12 protein-coding genes and 1 pseudogene are annotated in these 14,316 nt (G+C 69.6%); 5 read left to right on the forward strand and 8 right to left on the reverse strand.

From position 1 onward, the window contains the following. Nucleotides 1-144: 144 nt before the first annotated feature. Nucleotides 145-345: pseudogene (locus NFT33_RS06580) on the reverse strand (hypothetical protein); the annotation flags it as partial. Continuing rightward, nucleotides 342-1,835: an aminotransferase-like domain-containing protein gene (locus NFT33_RS06585; RefSeq protein WP_251674042.1), complete on the reverse strand. Its 1,494-nt coding sequence runs from the start codon at nt 1,833-1,835 to the stop codon at nt 342-344. The gene NFT33_RS06585 and the pseudogene NFT33_RS06580, both read right to left, overlap by 4 nt. Before the next feature lie 167 nt (nt 1,836-2,002). Between NFT33_RS06585 and NFT33_RS06590 the strand changes: the two genes are divergently transcribed. After that, on the forward strand, nt 2,003-2,362 hold the full coding sequence (locus NFT33_RS06590) for a DUF2917 domain-containing protein (RefSeq protein ID WP_251674044.1): 360 nt from the start codon (nt 2,003-2,005) through the stop codon (nt 2,360-2,362). Here the strand turns inward: NFT33_RS06590 and NFT33_RS06595 are convergent. Then, on the reverse strand, nt 2,275-3,456 hold the full coding sequence (locus NFT33_RS06595) for a GGDEF domain-containing protein (RefSeq protein ID WP_251674046.1): 1,182 nt from the start codon (nt 3,454-3,456) through the stop codon (nt 2,275-2,277). The genes NFT33_RS06590 and NFT33_RS06595 overlap by 88 nt on opposite strands. A 123-nt stretch (nt 3,457-3,579) precedes the next feature. Here NFT33_RS06595 and NFT33_RS06600 point away from each other — a divergent pair, with 123 nt between their 5' ends. Together NFT33_RS06600 and NFT33_RS06605 are read left to right on the forward strand one after the other, a co-directional pair. Next, nucleotides 3,580-4,467, forward strand: coding sequence for an aldo/keto reductase (locus NFT33_RS06600; RefSeq protein WP_251674048.1), 888 nt, complete (start codon nt 3,580-3,582; stop codon nt 4,465-4,467). Next, nucleotides 4,467-5,219, forward strand: a complete 753-nt coding sequence (locus tag NFT33_RS06605) for a hypothetical protein (protein WP_251674050.1) — start codon at nt 4,467-4,469, stop codon at nt 5,217-5,219. The genes NFT33_RS06600 and NFT33_RS06605 overlap by 1 nt, the downstream gene beginning before the upstream one ends. A gap of 17 nt (nt 5,220-5,236) precedes the next feature. Here NFT33_RS06605 and NFT33_RS06610 read toward each other — a convergent pair whose 3' ends face one another. The 4 genes from NFT33_RS06610 to NFT33_RS06625 form a co-directional block, all read right to left on the reverse strand. Beyond that, nucleotides 5,237-6,850 carry a peptide chain release factor 3 gene (locus NFT33_RS06610; protein ID WP_220784510.1) on the reverse strand — a complete coding sequence of 538 codons (1,614 nt, stop codon included), beginning with the start codon at nt 6,848-6,850 and terminating at the stop codon, nt 5,237-5,239. Nucleotides 6,851-6,932: 82 nt separating this feature from the next. Further along, nucleotides 6,933-9,341 (reverse strand): ATP-binding protein, encoded by a 2,409-nt coding sequence (locus NFT33_RS06615; protein WP_251674052.1) that lies wholly within the window; start codon nt 9,339-9,341, stop codon nt 6,933-6,935. A 212-nt stretch (nt 9,342-9,553) separates the two neighbouring features. Beyond that, entirely contained in the window at nt 9,554-10,087 is a 534-nt protein-coding gene (locus tag NFT33_RS06620) for an SEFIR domain-containing protein (RefSeq protein ID WP_251674054.1), read from the reverse strand. Between the two features lie 45 nt (nt 10,088-10,132). After that, a complete protein-coding gene (locus NFT33_RS06625; RefSeq protein WP_251674055.1) occupies nt 10,133-10,684 on the reverse strand; it encodes a YaeQ family protein in 552 nt (183 codons plus the stop codon). An 86-nt stretch (nt 10,685-10,770) separates the two neighbouring features. Here NFT33_RS06625 and NFT33_RS06630 point away from each other — a divergent pair, with 86 nt between their 5' ends. Beyond that, nucleotides 10,771-11,073, forward strand: coding sequence for an antibiotic biosynthesis monooxygenase family protein (locus tag NFT33_RS06630; protein WP_149504678.1), 303 nt, complete (start codon nt 10,771-10,773; stop codon nt 11,071-11,073). 115 nt (nt 11,074-11,188) lie between these two features. Here the strand turns inward: NFT33_RS06630 and NFT33_RS06635 are convergent, their stop codons facing one another. Further along, nucleotides 11,189-13,069 (reverse strand): phosphoenolpyruvate carboxykinase (GTP), encoded by a 1,881-nt coding sequence (locus NFT33_RS06635; RefSeq protein ID WP_251674057.1) that lies wholly within the window; start codon nt 13,067-13,069, stop codon nt 11,189-11,191. A 255-nt stretch (nt 13,070-13,324) separates the two neighbouring features. Here NFT33_RS06635 and NFT33_RS06640 point away from each other — a divergent pair, with 255 nt between their 5' ends. After that, nucleotides 13,325-14,227, forward strand: a complete 903-nt coding sequence (locus tag NFT33_RS06640; RefSeq protein WP_251674059.1) for a recombination-associated protein RdgC — start codon at nt 13,325-13,327, stop codon at nt 14,225-14,227. Nucleotides 14,228-14,316 lie beyond the last annotated feature (89 nt).

Below are 14,316 nucleotides of genomic sequence, written 5' to 3' on the forward strand. Positions count from 1 at the left end.
CGCGACGCCCTGTGGCGTCGGCTGGACGCCGAGGCGCAGGCGGCGCTGGCCCGGCCATTCGTGCCGGGGCCGGACGGCTTCTCGGCCGACTCTGCCGTCGTCGTGCGCACCTGAGAAATGTCTGCCGCGCAGCCCGCAGACTGCGCCACCGGTCCGGCCGCGCACCCGCAGCTCGCCGTGCTGCCCCGACAGGCTGATCTCGCGCTGGTAGCCCGCGCCGCGACGGGCGGCGACGGCCGCATGGCCTTCCTGACCCTCGAGCGCGGTCGGCGCGGGCGTGAAGCGCACGTCCAGGTCGCCCGTCTTGGCGGTGAAGGCGCACAGCGTGCGGACGGCGACGTTCATCCGGCGCTGCGCTCGGCCATCGTCCGGGCGATCTCGCCGATGCGGCGCAGCGCGGCGCGGTGGGGCTCGTCCCAGCGCCCGCCCACGCCCAGGCGGATGCAGTGGCGGTAGCGGCCGGTGGCGCTGAACATCGTGCCCGGCGCGATGCAGATGCGCTCGGCCAGGCAGGCCTCGAACAGCGCGGTCGAGTCCAGGCCGCCGGGCAGCTCGATCCACAGGATGAAGCCGCCGGCCGGATCGGTCACGCGGGTGCCGCGCGGAAAGCTCTCGGCGATCAGGCCGCGCGCCTCGTCGACCCGCGCGGCGATGGTGGTGCGCAGCTGGCGGTAGGCCGAGCCGTGGCCGGGCTGGGTCAGCAGATCGGCCATCGCCAGCTCGAGCAGCTCGGTGTGGCCGCCCGAATGCACCGCCTTGAGCCGGCGCACCTGCGCGCTCCAGCGCCCGGCCTCGACCCAGCCCAGGCGGATGCCCGGCGCCACCGTCTTCGAGAAGGAGCCGCAGATCATCACATGGCCGCCGGTGTCGAAGGCCTTGACCGCGCGGCGGCGGTCGTCCTGCTCGGCCAGGTCGTTGTAGAGCACGTCCTCGATCAGCGGAATGCCGCGCTCGGCCACCATCTGCGCCAGCCGGCGGCGCTCGGCCAGCGGCATCGAGGCGCCCAGCGGGTTGGAGAGCGTCGGCACCGCCAGCACCGCCTTGACCGGCTGGGTGTCGAAGGCCAGCTGCAGCGCGTCCAGCGACAGCCCGGTGCGCGGATGCGTCGGGATCTCCAGCGCGCGCAGGTGCATGCTCTCGAGGATCTCCAGGAAGCCGAAGGAGGTCGGCGACTCCAGCGCCACCACGTCGCCGGGCTGGGTGACCGCGCGCAGGCACAGGCTGATCGCCTCCTGGCAGCCGTTGGTGACCAGGATGTCGCGCGCGTCGAGCTGGCAGCCCAGGCCGAGCGCGTGGCGCGCGACGGCGCGGCGCAGCAGCTCGTGGCCCGGGCCGATCGGGTAGCGGCACAGCGAGGCGCGGTGGCGCTGCGCGGCGCGGCTGACCGCGCGGCGCACCCGGTCCTGCGCGAACAGCTCGCCGCTCGGGCAGGCGGCGCCGAAGGAGATGTAGCGCGGATCGGTGGCCAGGCTCATCACCTGCTCGCCCAGCGAGCTGACATCGACCGGGCGCGAGTCGGGCGGCGGCAGCGAGGGCTCGGGCTCGGGCAGGCGCGGCGCGCGCGCGGCCACGAAGTAGCCCGAGCGCGGGCGGGCCTCGATCAGCCGGGCGTCCTCCAGCGTGCGGTAGGCCTGGACGACGGTCGACAGCGACACGCCCTGCTGGCGCGCCAGCTCGCGCACCGACGGAATGCGCTCGCCGCGCGCCAGCGTGCCGGCGCGGATCGGCTGCGCGATGCGCTCGGCGATCTGCAGGTAGAGCGTGTCGTTGGCGGACGTGGGCGCGGGAAGCGACGAGGGCAGAGGCGCGGGGAGGAGGGCAGGCTGCGGCGGCATGAGAAGTCCCGTTCGAGCCCCATTCTGTCGGGACCTGCGCTGCGGCGACCAGTACAGATCCGGCGCATCCCGACCGGAACAGTCGAGGCTGGAACCGTTGTTGTCGCGGCTGTGCTGGTCGGTGCGTGTCGCTGTGCGGTGCGTGGCCGCTCGCCTAAGGTGCAGTCATGGACAGCGACCTCTCACCCCTTTCGCCCCGCCGGGTGCTGCCCCGCGGCCATGTGACTTCCCTGAGTCGTCCGCATGACGGCATCCTGCGCATCGCGGTCGAGCACGGCCGGCTGTGGCTGACGCAGGAAGGCGATCCGGACGATCATTTCATCGCTGCCGGCGAGGACCTCGCGCTGTGCGGGCCGGGTGCGGTGGTGCTCGAGTCCGACGGCGCGGTCGATGCGGTCTTCTCGGTGGGCTTCGGCCCGGCGCCGGTTCCGGTGATTGCTCAGGCGTCGGCCGCGTCGGTCAGCGCGACGACCGGCGCTTCAGGCGCGGCGCCCGCCCGGCCGCTGCTGGCCGCGACCGGAGGCTGAGCGCTGACGACCTGGTTGCCGCCGCCGCCCTTGCCCTCGGCCAGCGCGCGCTCGGCGCGGCGGATCGCCGCGCTCAGGCTCTCGCCGGGCGCGATCTCGGCCAGGCCGATCGTCGCCGACACCGGCAGCTGGCCATAGGCATGCGGCACGCCGAGCTGGGCGATGCGGCTGCGCAGCGCCTCGACCCGCTCGAAGGCCTCGGGCATCTCCAGCCCGCTCATCATCACGATGAACTCCTCGTCGCCCCAGCGGCCGACCAGGTCGGTGGTGCGCAGGTTGTCGCGCAGCACCCGGGCGATGCCCGACAGCGAGCGGTCGGCGGCCTCGTGGCCGCAGCGCTCGTTGATGAGCCGGAAGCCGTCCAGATCGGCCACCGCCACGGTCAGCAGGCCCTCGGGCGGCAGCTCGCCGTCTTCGCCGGCGGCCGGACGCTCGTCGAGCCGGGCCTGGGCCAGCATCGTCCAGTGGCGGCGGTTGTCGAGCCGGGTCAGGCTGTCGCGCTGCAGCAGCTCGCCGAGCTGGGTGCTCGTCTCGTCGGTCAGCCGGCGGCTCACCTTGGCCAGCGTCATCAGCATGAGCAGCGCCATCAGCAGATTGGCCTGCATCAGCGTCTCCAGCACCACTGGCGGCAGTTCGTGCAGCGGCGCGGCGAGCTGGCTGCCCAGGCGCAGCGTCACGCAGCCGGCGATCAGGCAGACCGCAGCGCGCCAGCGGATGTCCTCGGTCAGCCGGGTGTGCAGGATGATGGCCGGCAGCAGCCCGACCAGCGGCCACCACAGCCCGCTGTCCCAGCCCAGCGCCCACACGCCGAAGAGCGCATGCGCCGCCACGCCGCCCAGCAGCACCCAGAACGAGCCCTGCGTGCGGCCGATGCGCTGCAGCACCGTGGCCACCGCCAGCAGGCCGACGCTGCCGACGCTGGCCGCGGCCAGCGTGCGTGCGCCGAAGCTCAGGAACAGCGGGATGTAGAGCAGATGCAGCGCCGCGCCGGCCCAGCTGAACTGGCGCAGCAGTTGCCAGAAGGCGGTGTCGACCACCGCTTCCTGCGGGGTCAGGACACGGCCGGAAGGGGTCAGGATCGAGGGCGTGCTCATCGCGTAGGGCTCGGGGTCAGGACGGAATCTCCCGGCGCTATCGACCAGGAATGGAAAAAACTGAAGTCGGGTGGCTCTGCCTAGAATCCGGCGCATCGCCAACCCGACATGACGAGTCTTCCGATGAGCGAACATTCCCCTCGCCCGGCCCTGTCGCCGGTGGTGGCCGGCTGCTGGCGCCTGGCCGAATGGGGCTGGAGCGCGCCCGAGCGGCTGCGCTGGATCGAGCAGTGCCTCGAGCGCGGCGTCACCACCTTCGACCATGCCGACATCTACGGCGGCTACAGCGTCGAGGCGCTGTTCGGCGAGGCGCTGGCGCTGGCGCCGCATCTGCGCGCGCGTCTGCAGCTGGTGAGCAAGTGCGGCATCCGGCTGGTCGACGCGGCGCGGCCGGCGCACCGCGTCAAGTCCTACGACACCTCGGCGGCGCATCTCATGGCCAGCGTCGACAACAGCCTGCGGGCCTTGAGGACCGACCATCTCGACCTGCTGCTGATCCATCGCCCCGACCCGCTGATGCGACCGGGCGAGATCGCCGATGCGGTGGCGAGGCTGAAGGCGGCCGGCAAGATCCTCGACTTCGGCGTCTCGAACTTCACGATGTCGCAGTTCGCGATGCTCAACCAGTGGGTGCCGCTGGCCACCAACCAGATCGAGCTGAGCCCGCTGCACCGCGCGCCGCTGCATGACGGCACGCTCGACCAGATGCTGGCGCTGGATCTGCGGCCGATGATCTGGTCGCCGCTGGCCGGCGGGCGGCTGTTCTCGGGGCAGGAGCCCGACGCGCTGCGGGTGCGCGCGGTGCTGGAGGCGGTCGCGCAGCGCCATGGCGTCGCGCCCGCCACCGTGGCCTATGCTTGGCTGCTGCGCCATCCGAGCGGCCCGCGCCCGATCGTCGGCAGCCGCCGCCTCGAGGCGCTCGACGAGGCGCTGGCCGCGCAGGCGCTGACGCTCGACGCCGAGACCTGGCATGAGATCTGGAGCGCCGGCGCCGGCGTGGAGGTGCCCTGATGAGCGCGGCCGACATCGACAGCCCGCGCCTGCGCAGCGAGCGCGAGCGCCTCTTCGGCCCCGGCGAGGAGGGTCAGGTGCGTGCGCTGGTGCTGGCGCTGGCCCGGCCGGCCGACTGGGAGGTGCTGGGTCGGGTCTGGAAGGGCGTGCAGGACGAGCTGGGCTGGCCGGCGCCGGGCATCGCCGTCTCGGGCACCGACGCCTGCCAGCTCTGGTTCTCGCTGGCCGATCCGCTGCCGCCCGCGCAGGCCCATGAGCTGCTCGAGCGGCTGCGCCTGCGCTATCTGGCCGAGGTGCCGGCGCACCGGGTCGAGCTGATTCCTTCGGCCGACGGCGAGCGCCAGGTGCCGCGCATTCCGGCCGCGCTCGGCGATGAGGCCTGGTCGGCCTATGTCGCGCCCGACCTCGCGCCGGTCTTCGCCGAGACGCCGTGGCTGGACGTGCCGCCACGCGCCGAGGGCCAGGCCGAGCTGCTGTCGCGCCTGCGCTCGATCAGCGCGGCCGAATGCGCCGTGCTGCTGCCCGAGGTGGCCGCGCGCGCCGCCGCACCGACGGCAGCGGGTCCGGTCGCCTCCGCACCCGCCGCCGCGACCGCCAGCGTCTTCACCGATCCGCAGGCCTTCCTGCTGCAGGTGATGAACGACGAGCGGGTCGAGATGGCGCTGCGCATCGAGGCGGCCAAGGCGCTGCTGGGCGCCTCGCCGGCCCGAGCGACGCCGCGCAGGAAGAGCGCCGCGCCCGAGGCGGGCTGAGCCGCCCGCCGGACGCGTCAGAGCGTCGGCGCCGCGCCGAACACGCGGCCCGAGTGCTCGCGCATCGCGTGGAACTGGATGTCGGGCATGCGCTCCTGCGCCACGCGCAGGTCCGAGCTGTACTGCACCAGGAAGGCCGGCGCGCCGACCACGTCGTAGGCGATGCGCAGCGGCTCGGAGTCGATGAACTTCTTCAGCTTGGCCTCGTCGTCGCAGGTGATCCAGCGCGCGATGGTGAAGCGGCAGGGGTCCAGGCGCGCATCGACGCCGTACTCGCTCTTCAGGCGGTGCAGCACCACCTCGAACTGCAGCTGGCCGATCGCGCCCAGCATCAGCGAGCCGCCGGAGACCGGGTTGAAGACCTGGATCGCGCCTTCCTCGCCGAGCTGCTGCAGGCCCTGGCGCAGCTGCTTGGAGCGCAGCGGATCCTTGATCTCCACCGTGCGGAAGCTTTCCGGCGCGAAGAAGGGCAGCCCCGTGTAGTGCAGCGCCTCGCCCTCGGTCAGCGTGTCGCCGAGCTGCAGCACGCCGTGGTTGGGGATGCCGATGATGTCGCCGGCCACCGCCTCGTCGACCAGCTCGCGGCGCTGCGACAGGAAGCTCACCACCGTCTGCGGGCGCATTTCCTTGCCGTTGCGCACCACCTTCAGGCGCATGCCGCGGGTGAACTTGCCCGAGGACACCCGCACGAAGGCGATGCGGTCGCGGTGCGCCGGGTCCATGTTGGCCTGCACCTTGAAGACGACGCCGGAGAACTTGGCCTCGTCGGGCTGCACGGTGCGCTCCAGCGCCTGGCGGCTGCCCGGCGGCGGGGCCAGCTCGACCAGTGCGTCCAGGATCTCGCGCACGCCGAAGTTGTTGATCGCCGAGCCGAAGAACATCGGCGTCTGCCGGCCCGCCAGGAAGGCGGCGTGGTCGAACTCGGGGGCGGCCTCGCGCAGCAGCTCGACCTCGCCGAGCGCCTGCTCGAACGGGCCGCCGAAGCGCTCGACATGGGCCGGGTTCTCCAGGCCGTGCAGCACTTCCTCGTCGCCGCCGGCGCGGTCCTCGCCGGGCGCGAACAGGCGCATCTGGTCGGCGCGCAGGTCCATCACGCCGTGGAAGAACTTGGCCATGCCGACCGGCCAGGTGAAGGGCACGACGGTCATGCCCAGCTCCTGCTCGATCTCGTCCATCAGCGCCAGCGGATCCTTCACCTCGCGGTCCATCTTGTTGATGAAGGTGAGGATGGGCGTGTTGCGGGCGCGGCAGACCTGCAGCAGGCGCCGGGTCTGCGGCTCCACGCCGTTGGCGGCGTCGATCACCATCAGCGCGGCGTCCACGGCGGTCAGCACGCGGTAGGTGTCTTCCGAGAAGTCCTGGTGGCCGGGCGTGTCGAGCAGGTTGATGACGCAGTCGCCATATTCCATCTGCATGACGCTGGAGGCCACCGAGATGCCGCGCTGCTTCTCGATCTCCATCCAGTCCGAGGTCGCGTGGCGGCTGGCCTTGCGCGCCTTGACCGAGCCGGCGATCTGGATCGCGCCCGAGAACAGCAGCAGCTTCTCGGTCAGCGTGGTCTTGCCCGCGTCGGGGTGGGAAATGATCGCGAAGGTGCGACGGCGGCGGATCTCGGGGGTGAGGTCGGACATGGCGGTGAGGAAGAACGGCGCGGTTCGGGTGCGCTGCAAGCGCGAACCCGCGATTGTCGCCTGTGGCGCTGTCGTGTGTCGCTCAATCGCCCTGGGCTGTGCCTGACCGCCATTGCGTCAATGCAGCTTCGGCATCGGCCAGTTCTTCCTTGCGGCGGCCATAGCCGCAGCGCTCGATCAGATCGCGTGCCGCAGCCAGATCGACCTCGGGCGATTCCCACGGGTAATGCGCTTCGCGGAAGAACAGCCGGGCGCGGTAGAGGTGGATGTCGGCCATGTGCAGCCGCATCGGGCCGCGTTCGGCGATGTCCCAGGCTTCGTCGAGGTCGGCCTGGGCGCTGTCGGGGCCGGTGAGGGGGCCGGTGATGGCGCGCATCCAAGAGCGGGTGAGGAGGCCGAAGGGACGGTAGCCTTGTAATCCAGCACGGCGCAGGTCTGCCACGGCCGCGTTTGCTTCGCTGCAAGCCTGTGCGAGTTCGGTGGCGTCGGGTTCAGCCGGGGTCAGTAGGGCGATAAAGAGTGCGGTGCGGGCCAGGGTGAGGTGTTCGAGGGCAATGTCCAGCAGACTTACGCCGTTCGCGCTGGCGGACCAATTCAACTTTTGGATTGAGCGTTGTCTCACCGCGTGCAGCGTCTCCTGATGCGCTGCCGCTCCTTGCGCTGGCTTGGTTTGGGCAAGGGCTGCACCCTGCCATGTTGCACGCTCGCAGTCGGCGAGGAGAAGATCGGCGTACCGAAAGCCTGGCAGCGAGTAGAGCAGAGGAGTGTTGGGTTGACGCTTCTGTTGCATCCGCTGGGCTTCGCGAAAGCCTAGCAATGCATCGGCCCGATGGCCCGTCTGGTGCAGAACGTTGGCCCGGGTTGCACGGCTGGTCATGCGCATGAATGAATCTCCGCTGCGGTCGGCGTGGCTCACGGACTGTTCTGCGTCTTGCACCGCTGCGGGCAGTTCGCCCAGCGTCAGATCCTGTTCACACAGGTTGCCTGCGGTGATAGCCGCACTTTTCCAAGCTTCCGACTGAACTCTCATTTCAAGTGCCGCCCGCATCGGTTCCAAGGCTTCGGTTAGTCTGCCCAATGCGCTTAGGTGGAAGGCGGCCTGGTTCAGCAGCCAAGCTTGGTCACCATACGCCAAGGCCGGCGATACCCGCTGCCAGGGCTGGTCGAAGAAACACGTCACGGCACCCAAATCCGGGCCGAAAGCGCCGAGTTTCCTGAATATGTAACGATCGTCCTCCCGAGTGATGCGGGCGAAGTAAACCTCGCTAAACGCCCGCAGAGTCAATCCCGCCAGACAGCCATGCGCCACGGCTTGATAAAGCGGTTGCAGGTCTTCGAGCGTGGGCCGGTCGCCTTCCTTCGTGCTGGCGCACAGGTGCTCGAAGAGCCGGCCATGCGCCGCCCGCCACGCTTCGGGCTGCTGCGCGCGCAACTGGCGGGCGAAGTATTCGCGCAGCAGCGGGTGGGCGTCGAGGCTGAGCAGGCTGCCGGTGCCGGCTTCGCGGTGGACGGTGAGCAGGCGGGCGGATTCGAGGCGCTGGAGCGAGACATTGATGACTGCGGTGCTCACGCGCTCGTAGGTGATCCGTCCCTTCGCTCCGAAGAGTCGCCGCACCCAGCCGCCGAATCCGCCTGATCGGGACTCCTGCGAACGGCCAGCAAAGAGCGGATCGGTGAGTCCAACGATCACCGGCGGCTGCCGCAGCGCGTCGAAGCAGTCGGCCGTGACGGGTCGGTCGAACAGGCCGAGCATGCGCAGCAGGGCCAGCGCGCGGCGGCCCGAGTCGCCTTCGCGCTCGAAGCTGGTCTCGTAGGCCGCCATGACGCGGAAGGCGTGGCCGCCTTGCTCCTCGGCGTCGGCTTCTTCGAGCTTGACGAGGTGGCGCTGGCGGATGTCGCCGGCATGCGCATCGTGCAGCCAGGTGCCGAGCAGTTGCAGCGTGAGGGCGTGGCCCTTGACCTCTTCCACCGTGGCCTGAAGTTCCCGCGCCGCGCCTTTGACGCCGAGCGTGGTCAGCAGGTGCGTGCCGGCCTCCGCGCTCAATCGCTTCAGTTCATGCTCCGGCGCCGTGCTCTGCCGAAACGCTTTCAGATCCGGCACCGAATACCGCGTGGTCACCAGACACAGCCCCCGGCTCTGCTGCGCTAGCCCCTTGAGCAGCGCGGCGATGCCTTGATCCTTCAACGTGCTGCCCGTCGGTGCCGTCGGGGCGTATTGCAGCGGCTCCAGGCCGTCGAGGATCAGCAGGCTGCGCCGGCTGCCGACGCGGCGGGCCAGCCGCTGACCTTTCTCATAGGCACCGGCGGCGCTGGCGGCGAAGGCGCGGTCGGCATCGTCGTCGGCGAAGAAGTCGAGCGCGGCTTTCAGGAAGGCGTCGGACGAGGCCGCCACCTGATCGCGCGTGCCCTGGCTGTAGAACGACCACGCAAACGCCGCATCGCACCCCGGCCAGCCTTTGGCGAGCATCTCGTCAACCGCCCATTTCGCCACCAGCGAGGTCTTGCCCTCGCCGCCCAGCGCGACGAAGGTCAGGAGGTGCGGCCGGCCCGTCTCGGCGCGCAGGGCTCTGGCCCAGGCGTCGGAGATCAGGGCCTTTTCGGCGTCGCGGCCGATCAGCTCCTTGGGGGCGTACTGGAGGATGCGGTCGAGGCTGTATCTGCCCTCTTCAGGGCTCGCCGGTGGGCAGGGGGAGTCCGGCGAGCCTATCGAGGGGCTGCGGTCGGCCCTGGGGCAGCAGTTTTTCGAGTGCGAGGCTTGCGCTCGCCAACCGGCGCGGGTTCGATGCCGGCTGTGCCTTCGATCGCATCGAGCAACTGCTCATAGCCGTCATCGCTGGTCGGCTGGTAATAGGTGTACGGCCGCAGCGGCTCCGGGATGTGCGCCGTGTCCGCTGGCTCGAAGACGATCGGGATGAAACGGTTGTTGAGGCTCTTGTCGTCGTACAGCTTTTGCGTGATCACGTTGCCTTCCCAGTCCACGCCTTTGCCGACGCCGGGTGCCTCCTTGCCGCGGAAGCGCCGGTAATACGTTTCGGTGCAAACGACGAGCACATGGCGAGCGTCGTCGAACTGGTTCAGCATCCAGCGCGGCCAGCCTTCCTGCGGGCTACCGTTGACGTATTGATCCAGCCGTATTTCGTAGCCGCCGCGGCGCAGGCGTTCGGACAGGTCGAGCACGCGCTGGCGGTGTGCGTCGCTGTCGTGGCTGTAGCTGATGAAGACGATCGGATGCGTCATTTGTTTGTTTCCTCCCCCGGTAGCCGAGCGCGCTTCTTGCCGCCCTCAGCCCGCCTGCCCGCGCTGCCAGAGCTGCGGTGTGAGCTCGACGCTGGCCTTGTCGCCGGCCAGCAGCAGGTGGCCGTCCTGGATCGTCGCGCCCAGGCGCATCGTGCGCTCGACCAGCGGCAGCAGCGCCTCGCACTCGTCTTCCGGCAGGTACCAGATGGTGAGCTTCGACAGCCTGGCCAGCGCCGCGGCGTTGTCCTGGCGCCAGGCCTCGGCCTTGCGGCCGCCGTAGGTGTAGAGCACCACCTCGTCGGAGCGGCCGCTGGCCTTGCGCAGCAGGCGCTCGTCGGGCAGGCCGACCTGCAGCCACAGCCGGATCGAGCCGGTGTCGTCGAGATGCCAGAAGTCGGGCTCGTCCTCGGTGGAGATGCCGCCGGCCGGGGTCAGGCGCTCTTCGGCGTGCATCGCGAAGGCGACCAGGCGCACCATCAGGCGCTCCTCGGTCTCGGAGGGGTGCCGCGCCAGCGTCAGGCTGTGGTCGGCATAGTGGTGACGATCCATGTCGGCGATCGACAGGTCGGCTTTGTGGACGGTGGAACGGATGGCCATCGGTCGATTCTAGGTCTGCAGGACCGCGGTCAGGCCGGCGCGCCACCCGCTACGATGCGGGATCCCCACCGATGGAGATCCTTCCGATGATTCTCGAAGTTGCCGACATCCGCATCCAGCCGGGCCGCCAGGCCGAATTCGACGCCGCGATCCAGCATGGCGTGAACACCGTCATCAGCCAGGCCAAGGGCTTCGCCGGCTTCAAGGTGAACAAGGGCATCGAGTCGCCCGAGCGCTACCTGCTGATGATCTGGTGGGAGACGCTGGAGAACCATACGGTCGACTTCCGCGAGTCGCCGGCCTTCCTGGAATGGCGCGGCATCGTCGGCCCGTTCTTCGCGCAGCCGCCGCAGGTCGAGCACTTCGAGCTGCTGGCCAGGTCGGCCTGAGGCCGGGTCGCGCGATCGACCCGCCAAGAAGGAAGGGCCTGCCATTGCTGGCAGGCCCTTCCTGGCGGTCTGTCTCCTCCGCCTCTCTCTTGTGTGTCGGAGGCGGCGGCGGCGATCAGGCCTCGAGCTGGGCGAGGATCTTCTCGCGGGTGGCCTTCAGCTCGACCGGCAGGTGGTAGGCCAGCTGCTCGAACAGCTCGCCGTGCAGCTTCATTTCCTGCACCCAGGCGTCGCGGTCGATGCTGATGACGCTCTGGAACTGGGCTTCGCTGAAGTCCAGTCCCGACCAGTTCAGATCACGGTAGTTCGGGCTGACGCCGAAGATGTGCTCGGTGCCCTTGCCGGCGGTGCCGTCGATGCGGCCCAGCATCCACTGCAGCACGCGGGCGTTGTCGCCGTAGCCCGGCCAGACGAACTTGCCGTCGGCGCCCTTGCGGAACCAGTTGACGCAGAAGATCGACGGCAGCTTGGCGCCTTCGGCCTGCAGCCTGGCGCCCACGTTCAGCCAGTGCTGGAAGTAGTCGCTCATGTTGTAGCCGGCGAAGGGCAGCATCGCGAACGGATCGCGGCGCACCACGCCCTGCGCGCCGAAGGCGGCAGCGGTGGTTTCCGAGCCCATCGTCGCAGCCATGTAGACGCCCTCCACCCAGTCGCGGGCCTCGGTGGCCAGCGGCACGGTGGTCGAGCGGCGGCCGCCGAAGATGAAGGCGTCGATCGCCACGCCGGCCGGATCGTCCCAGGCCGGGTCCAGCGCCGGGTTGTTGGTCGCGGCGATGGTGAAGCGGGCGTTCGGGTGAGCGGCCGGGCGCAGCTTGCCGTCGGGCAGGCGGGCGGTCTCGGGCGTCCAGTCCTTGCCCTGCCAGTCGACCAGGTGCGAGGGCAGCTCGTCGGTCATGCCTTCCCACCACACGTCGCCGTCATCGGTCAGCGCGACGTTCGTGAAGATGACGTCCTTGTCCAGCGACGCCATGCAGTTCGGGTTGGTCTTGAAGTTCGTGCCCGGGGCGACGCCGAAGTAGCCGGCTTCCGGGTTGATCGCACGCAGCTTGCCGTCGACCGGCTTGATCCAGGCGATGTCGTCGCCGATCGTGGTGACCTTCCAGTCGCCCAGCGCCGCCGGCGGGATCAGCATCGCGAAGTTGGTCTTGCCGCAGGCCGACGGGAACGCGGCGGCGACGTGGCTCTTCTTGCCTTCCGGCGAGGTCACGCCCAGGATCAGCATGTGCTCGGCCAGCCAGCCCTGGTCGCGACCCATCGTGGAGGCGATGCGCAGCGCGAAGCACTTCTTGCCCAGCAGCGCGTTGCCGCCGTAGCCCGAGCCGTAGGACCAGATTTCCTGGGTCTCGGGATAGTGGACGATGTACTTGGTCTTCGGGTTGCACGGCCAGGTGGTCGTGTCCTTCTGGCCTTCGGCCAACGGGGCGCCCACGGTATGCACGCATGGCACGAAATCGCCGTCGGTGCCCAGCACGTCATAGACGGCCTTGCCCATGCGGGTCATCAGCTTCATGTTGACCGCGACATAGGCGCTGTCGGACAGCTCGATGCCGATGTGGGCGATCGGCGAGCCCAGCGGGCCCATCGAGAACGGCACGACATACATCGTGCGGCCCTTCATGCAGCCCTTGAACAGCGCGTTCTCGCCGGTCTGCAGCAGGCTGCGCATCTCGGCCGGGGCCATCCAGTTGTTGGTCGGGCCGGCTTCTTCCTTGGTGGCCGAGCAGATGTAGGTGCGGTCCTCGACGCGCGCCACGTCCGACGGATCGGTCCAGGCCAGGTAGCTGTTGGCACGCTTGGCCGGGTTGAGTTTCTTGAAGGAACCGGCGTCGACCAGCAGCTGGCACAGGCGGTCGTACTCTTCCTGCGAGCCGTCGCACCAGTAGATGGCGTCCGGCTGGGTCAGGGCGGCCACTTCGGCGACCCAGGCGATCAGCTTGGCGTTCTTGACGTAGGCGGGTGCGTTCACAGTGACGCCGGCCATCAGCGGTTGGTTCATCGGAAGGGCTCCTAGGTTGAAAAAGGCATCTCGAAAGCCGATCGCGGACGCGCTGTCCTACGTGGTTTTCGGGATGCCTCCCGCGGGGCAGTGTAGGGGTGGGGGTCTGTCCATTACAGGCGGGTTACATGCGTTTTTTGCATGACCTTGTGCTGTCCAGAACCTAGAAGGGGGTGAAATGTCCTGCTTTGTGAATTTCGACCCGCAGCCGCGGGGGCAGGACAATCACGGCTTTTGCATGGAAGGAAGACGCGAGTGTTCAAGAACCTGACGGTGTTCCGCATCGGCCCGGACTGGGCCGCCGATCTGCTGCAGGCCGAGGCGGCACTGGACAAGGACCGCTTCGTCGAATGCGGCGCGACGCAGCAGCAGTCGGCCGGCTGGGTGGCGCCGCGCGGCCCGGCCGAGGCGCCGCTGCTGGAGTCGATCGCCGGCCAGTGGCTGCTGCGGCTGATGGTCGAGCAGCGGGTGGTGCCCGGCGCGGTGGTCAAGCGCCGCACCGAGGAGATCGCCGACCAGCTCGAGCAGTCCACCGGCCGCCGCCCGGGCCGCAGGCAGACCAAGGAGCTCAAGGAGCAGGCGCTGCTGGAGCTGCTGCCGCAGGCCTTCACCAAGCGCGCCAGCATCGGTGTCTGGCTGTCGCCGACCGACCGCTGGCTGATCGTCGACACCGGCAGCGCCACCCGCGCCGACGAGGTGGTCACGCTGCTGGTCAAGGCGCTGCCGGGCCTGTCGGTGCAGGCGCTGCACACGAACGAGTCGCCGGCGGCGGTGATGTCCGACTGGCTGCTGAGCGGCGAGCCGGCCGCCGACTTCACGGTCGACCGCGAGTGCGAGCTCAAGACGCCCGACGAGATGAAGTCGGTGGTGCGCTACGCCCGCCATCCGCTCGACATCGAGGAGGTGCGCGAGCACATCCGCCAGGGCAAGGTGCCGACCCGGCTGGCGCTGACCTGGAACGCGCGCATTGCCTTCACGCTGACCGATCTGCTGCAGATCCGCCGCATCGAGTTCCTCGACGGCGTGTTCGAGGACGACGCCAGCGTGTCCAAGGAGGAGCGCTTCGACGCCGATGCGGCGATCGCCACCGCCGAGCTGCGCCGGCTGCTGCCCGCGCTGGTCGAGGCGCTGGGCGGCGAGCATCTGCCGGCGTCCTGATCCGAGGTCGAGGTGGGATGCGCGAATGCATGTCAAAAGGCCCCGATTCCTGTGGATTCCTCTGGAACTTCAGCGTTTTTGGGGGAATG

This window comes from Sphaerotilus sp. FB-3 (genome assembly GCF_023706025.1).
GTDB lineage: Bacteria > Pseudomonadota > Gammaproteobacteria > Burkholderiales > Burkholderiaceae_C > Sphaerotilus > Sphaerotilus sulfidivorans.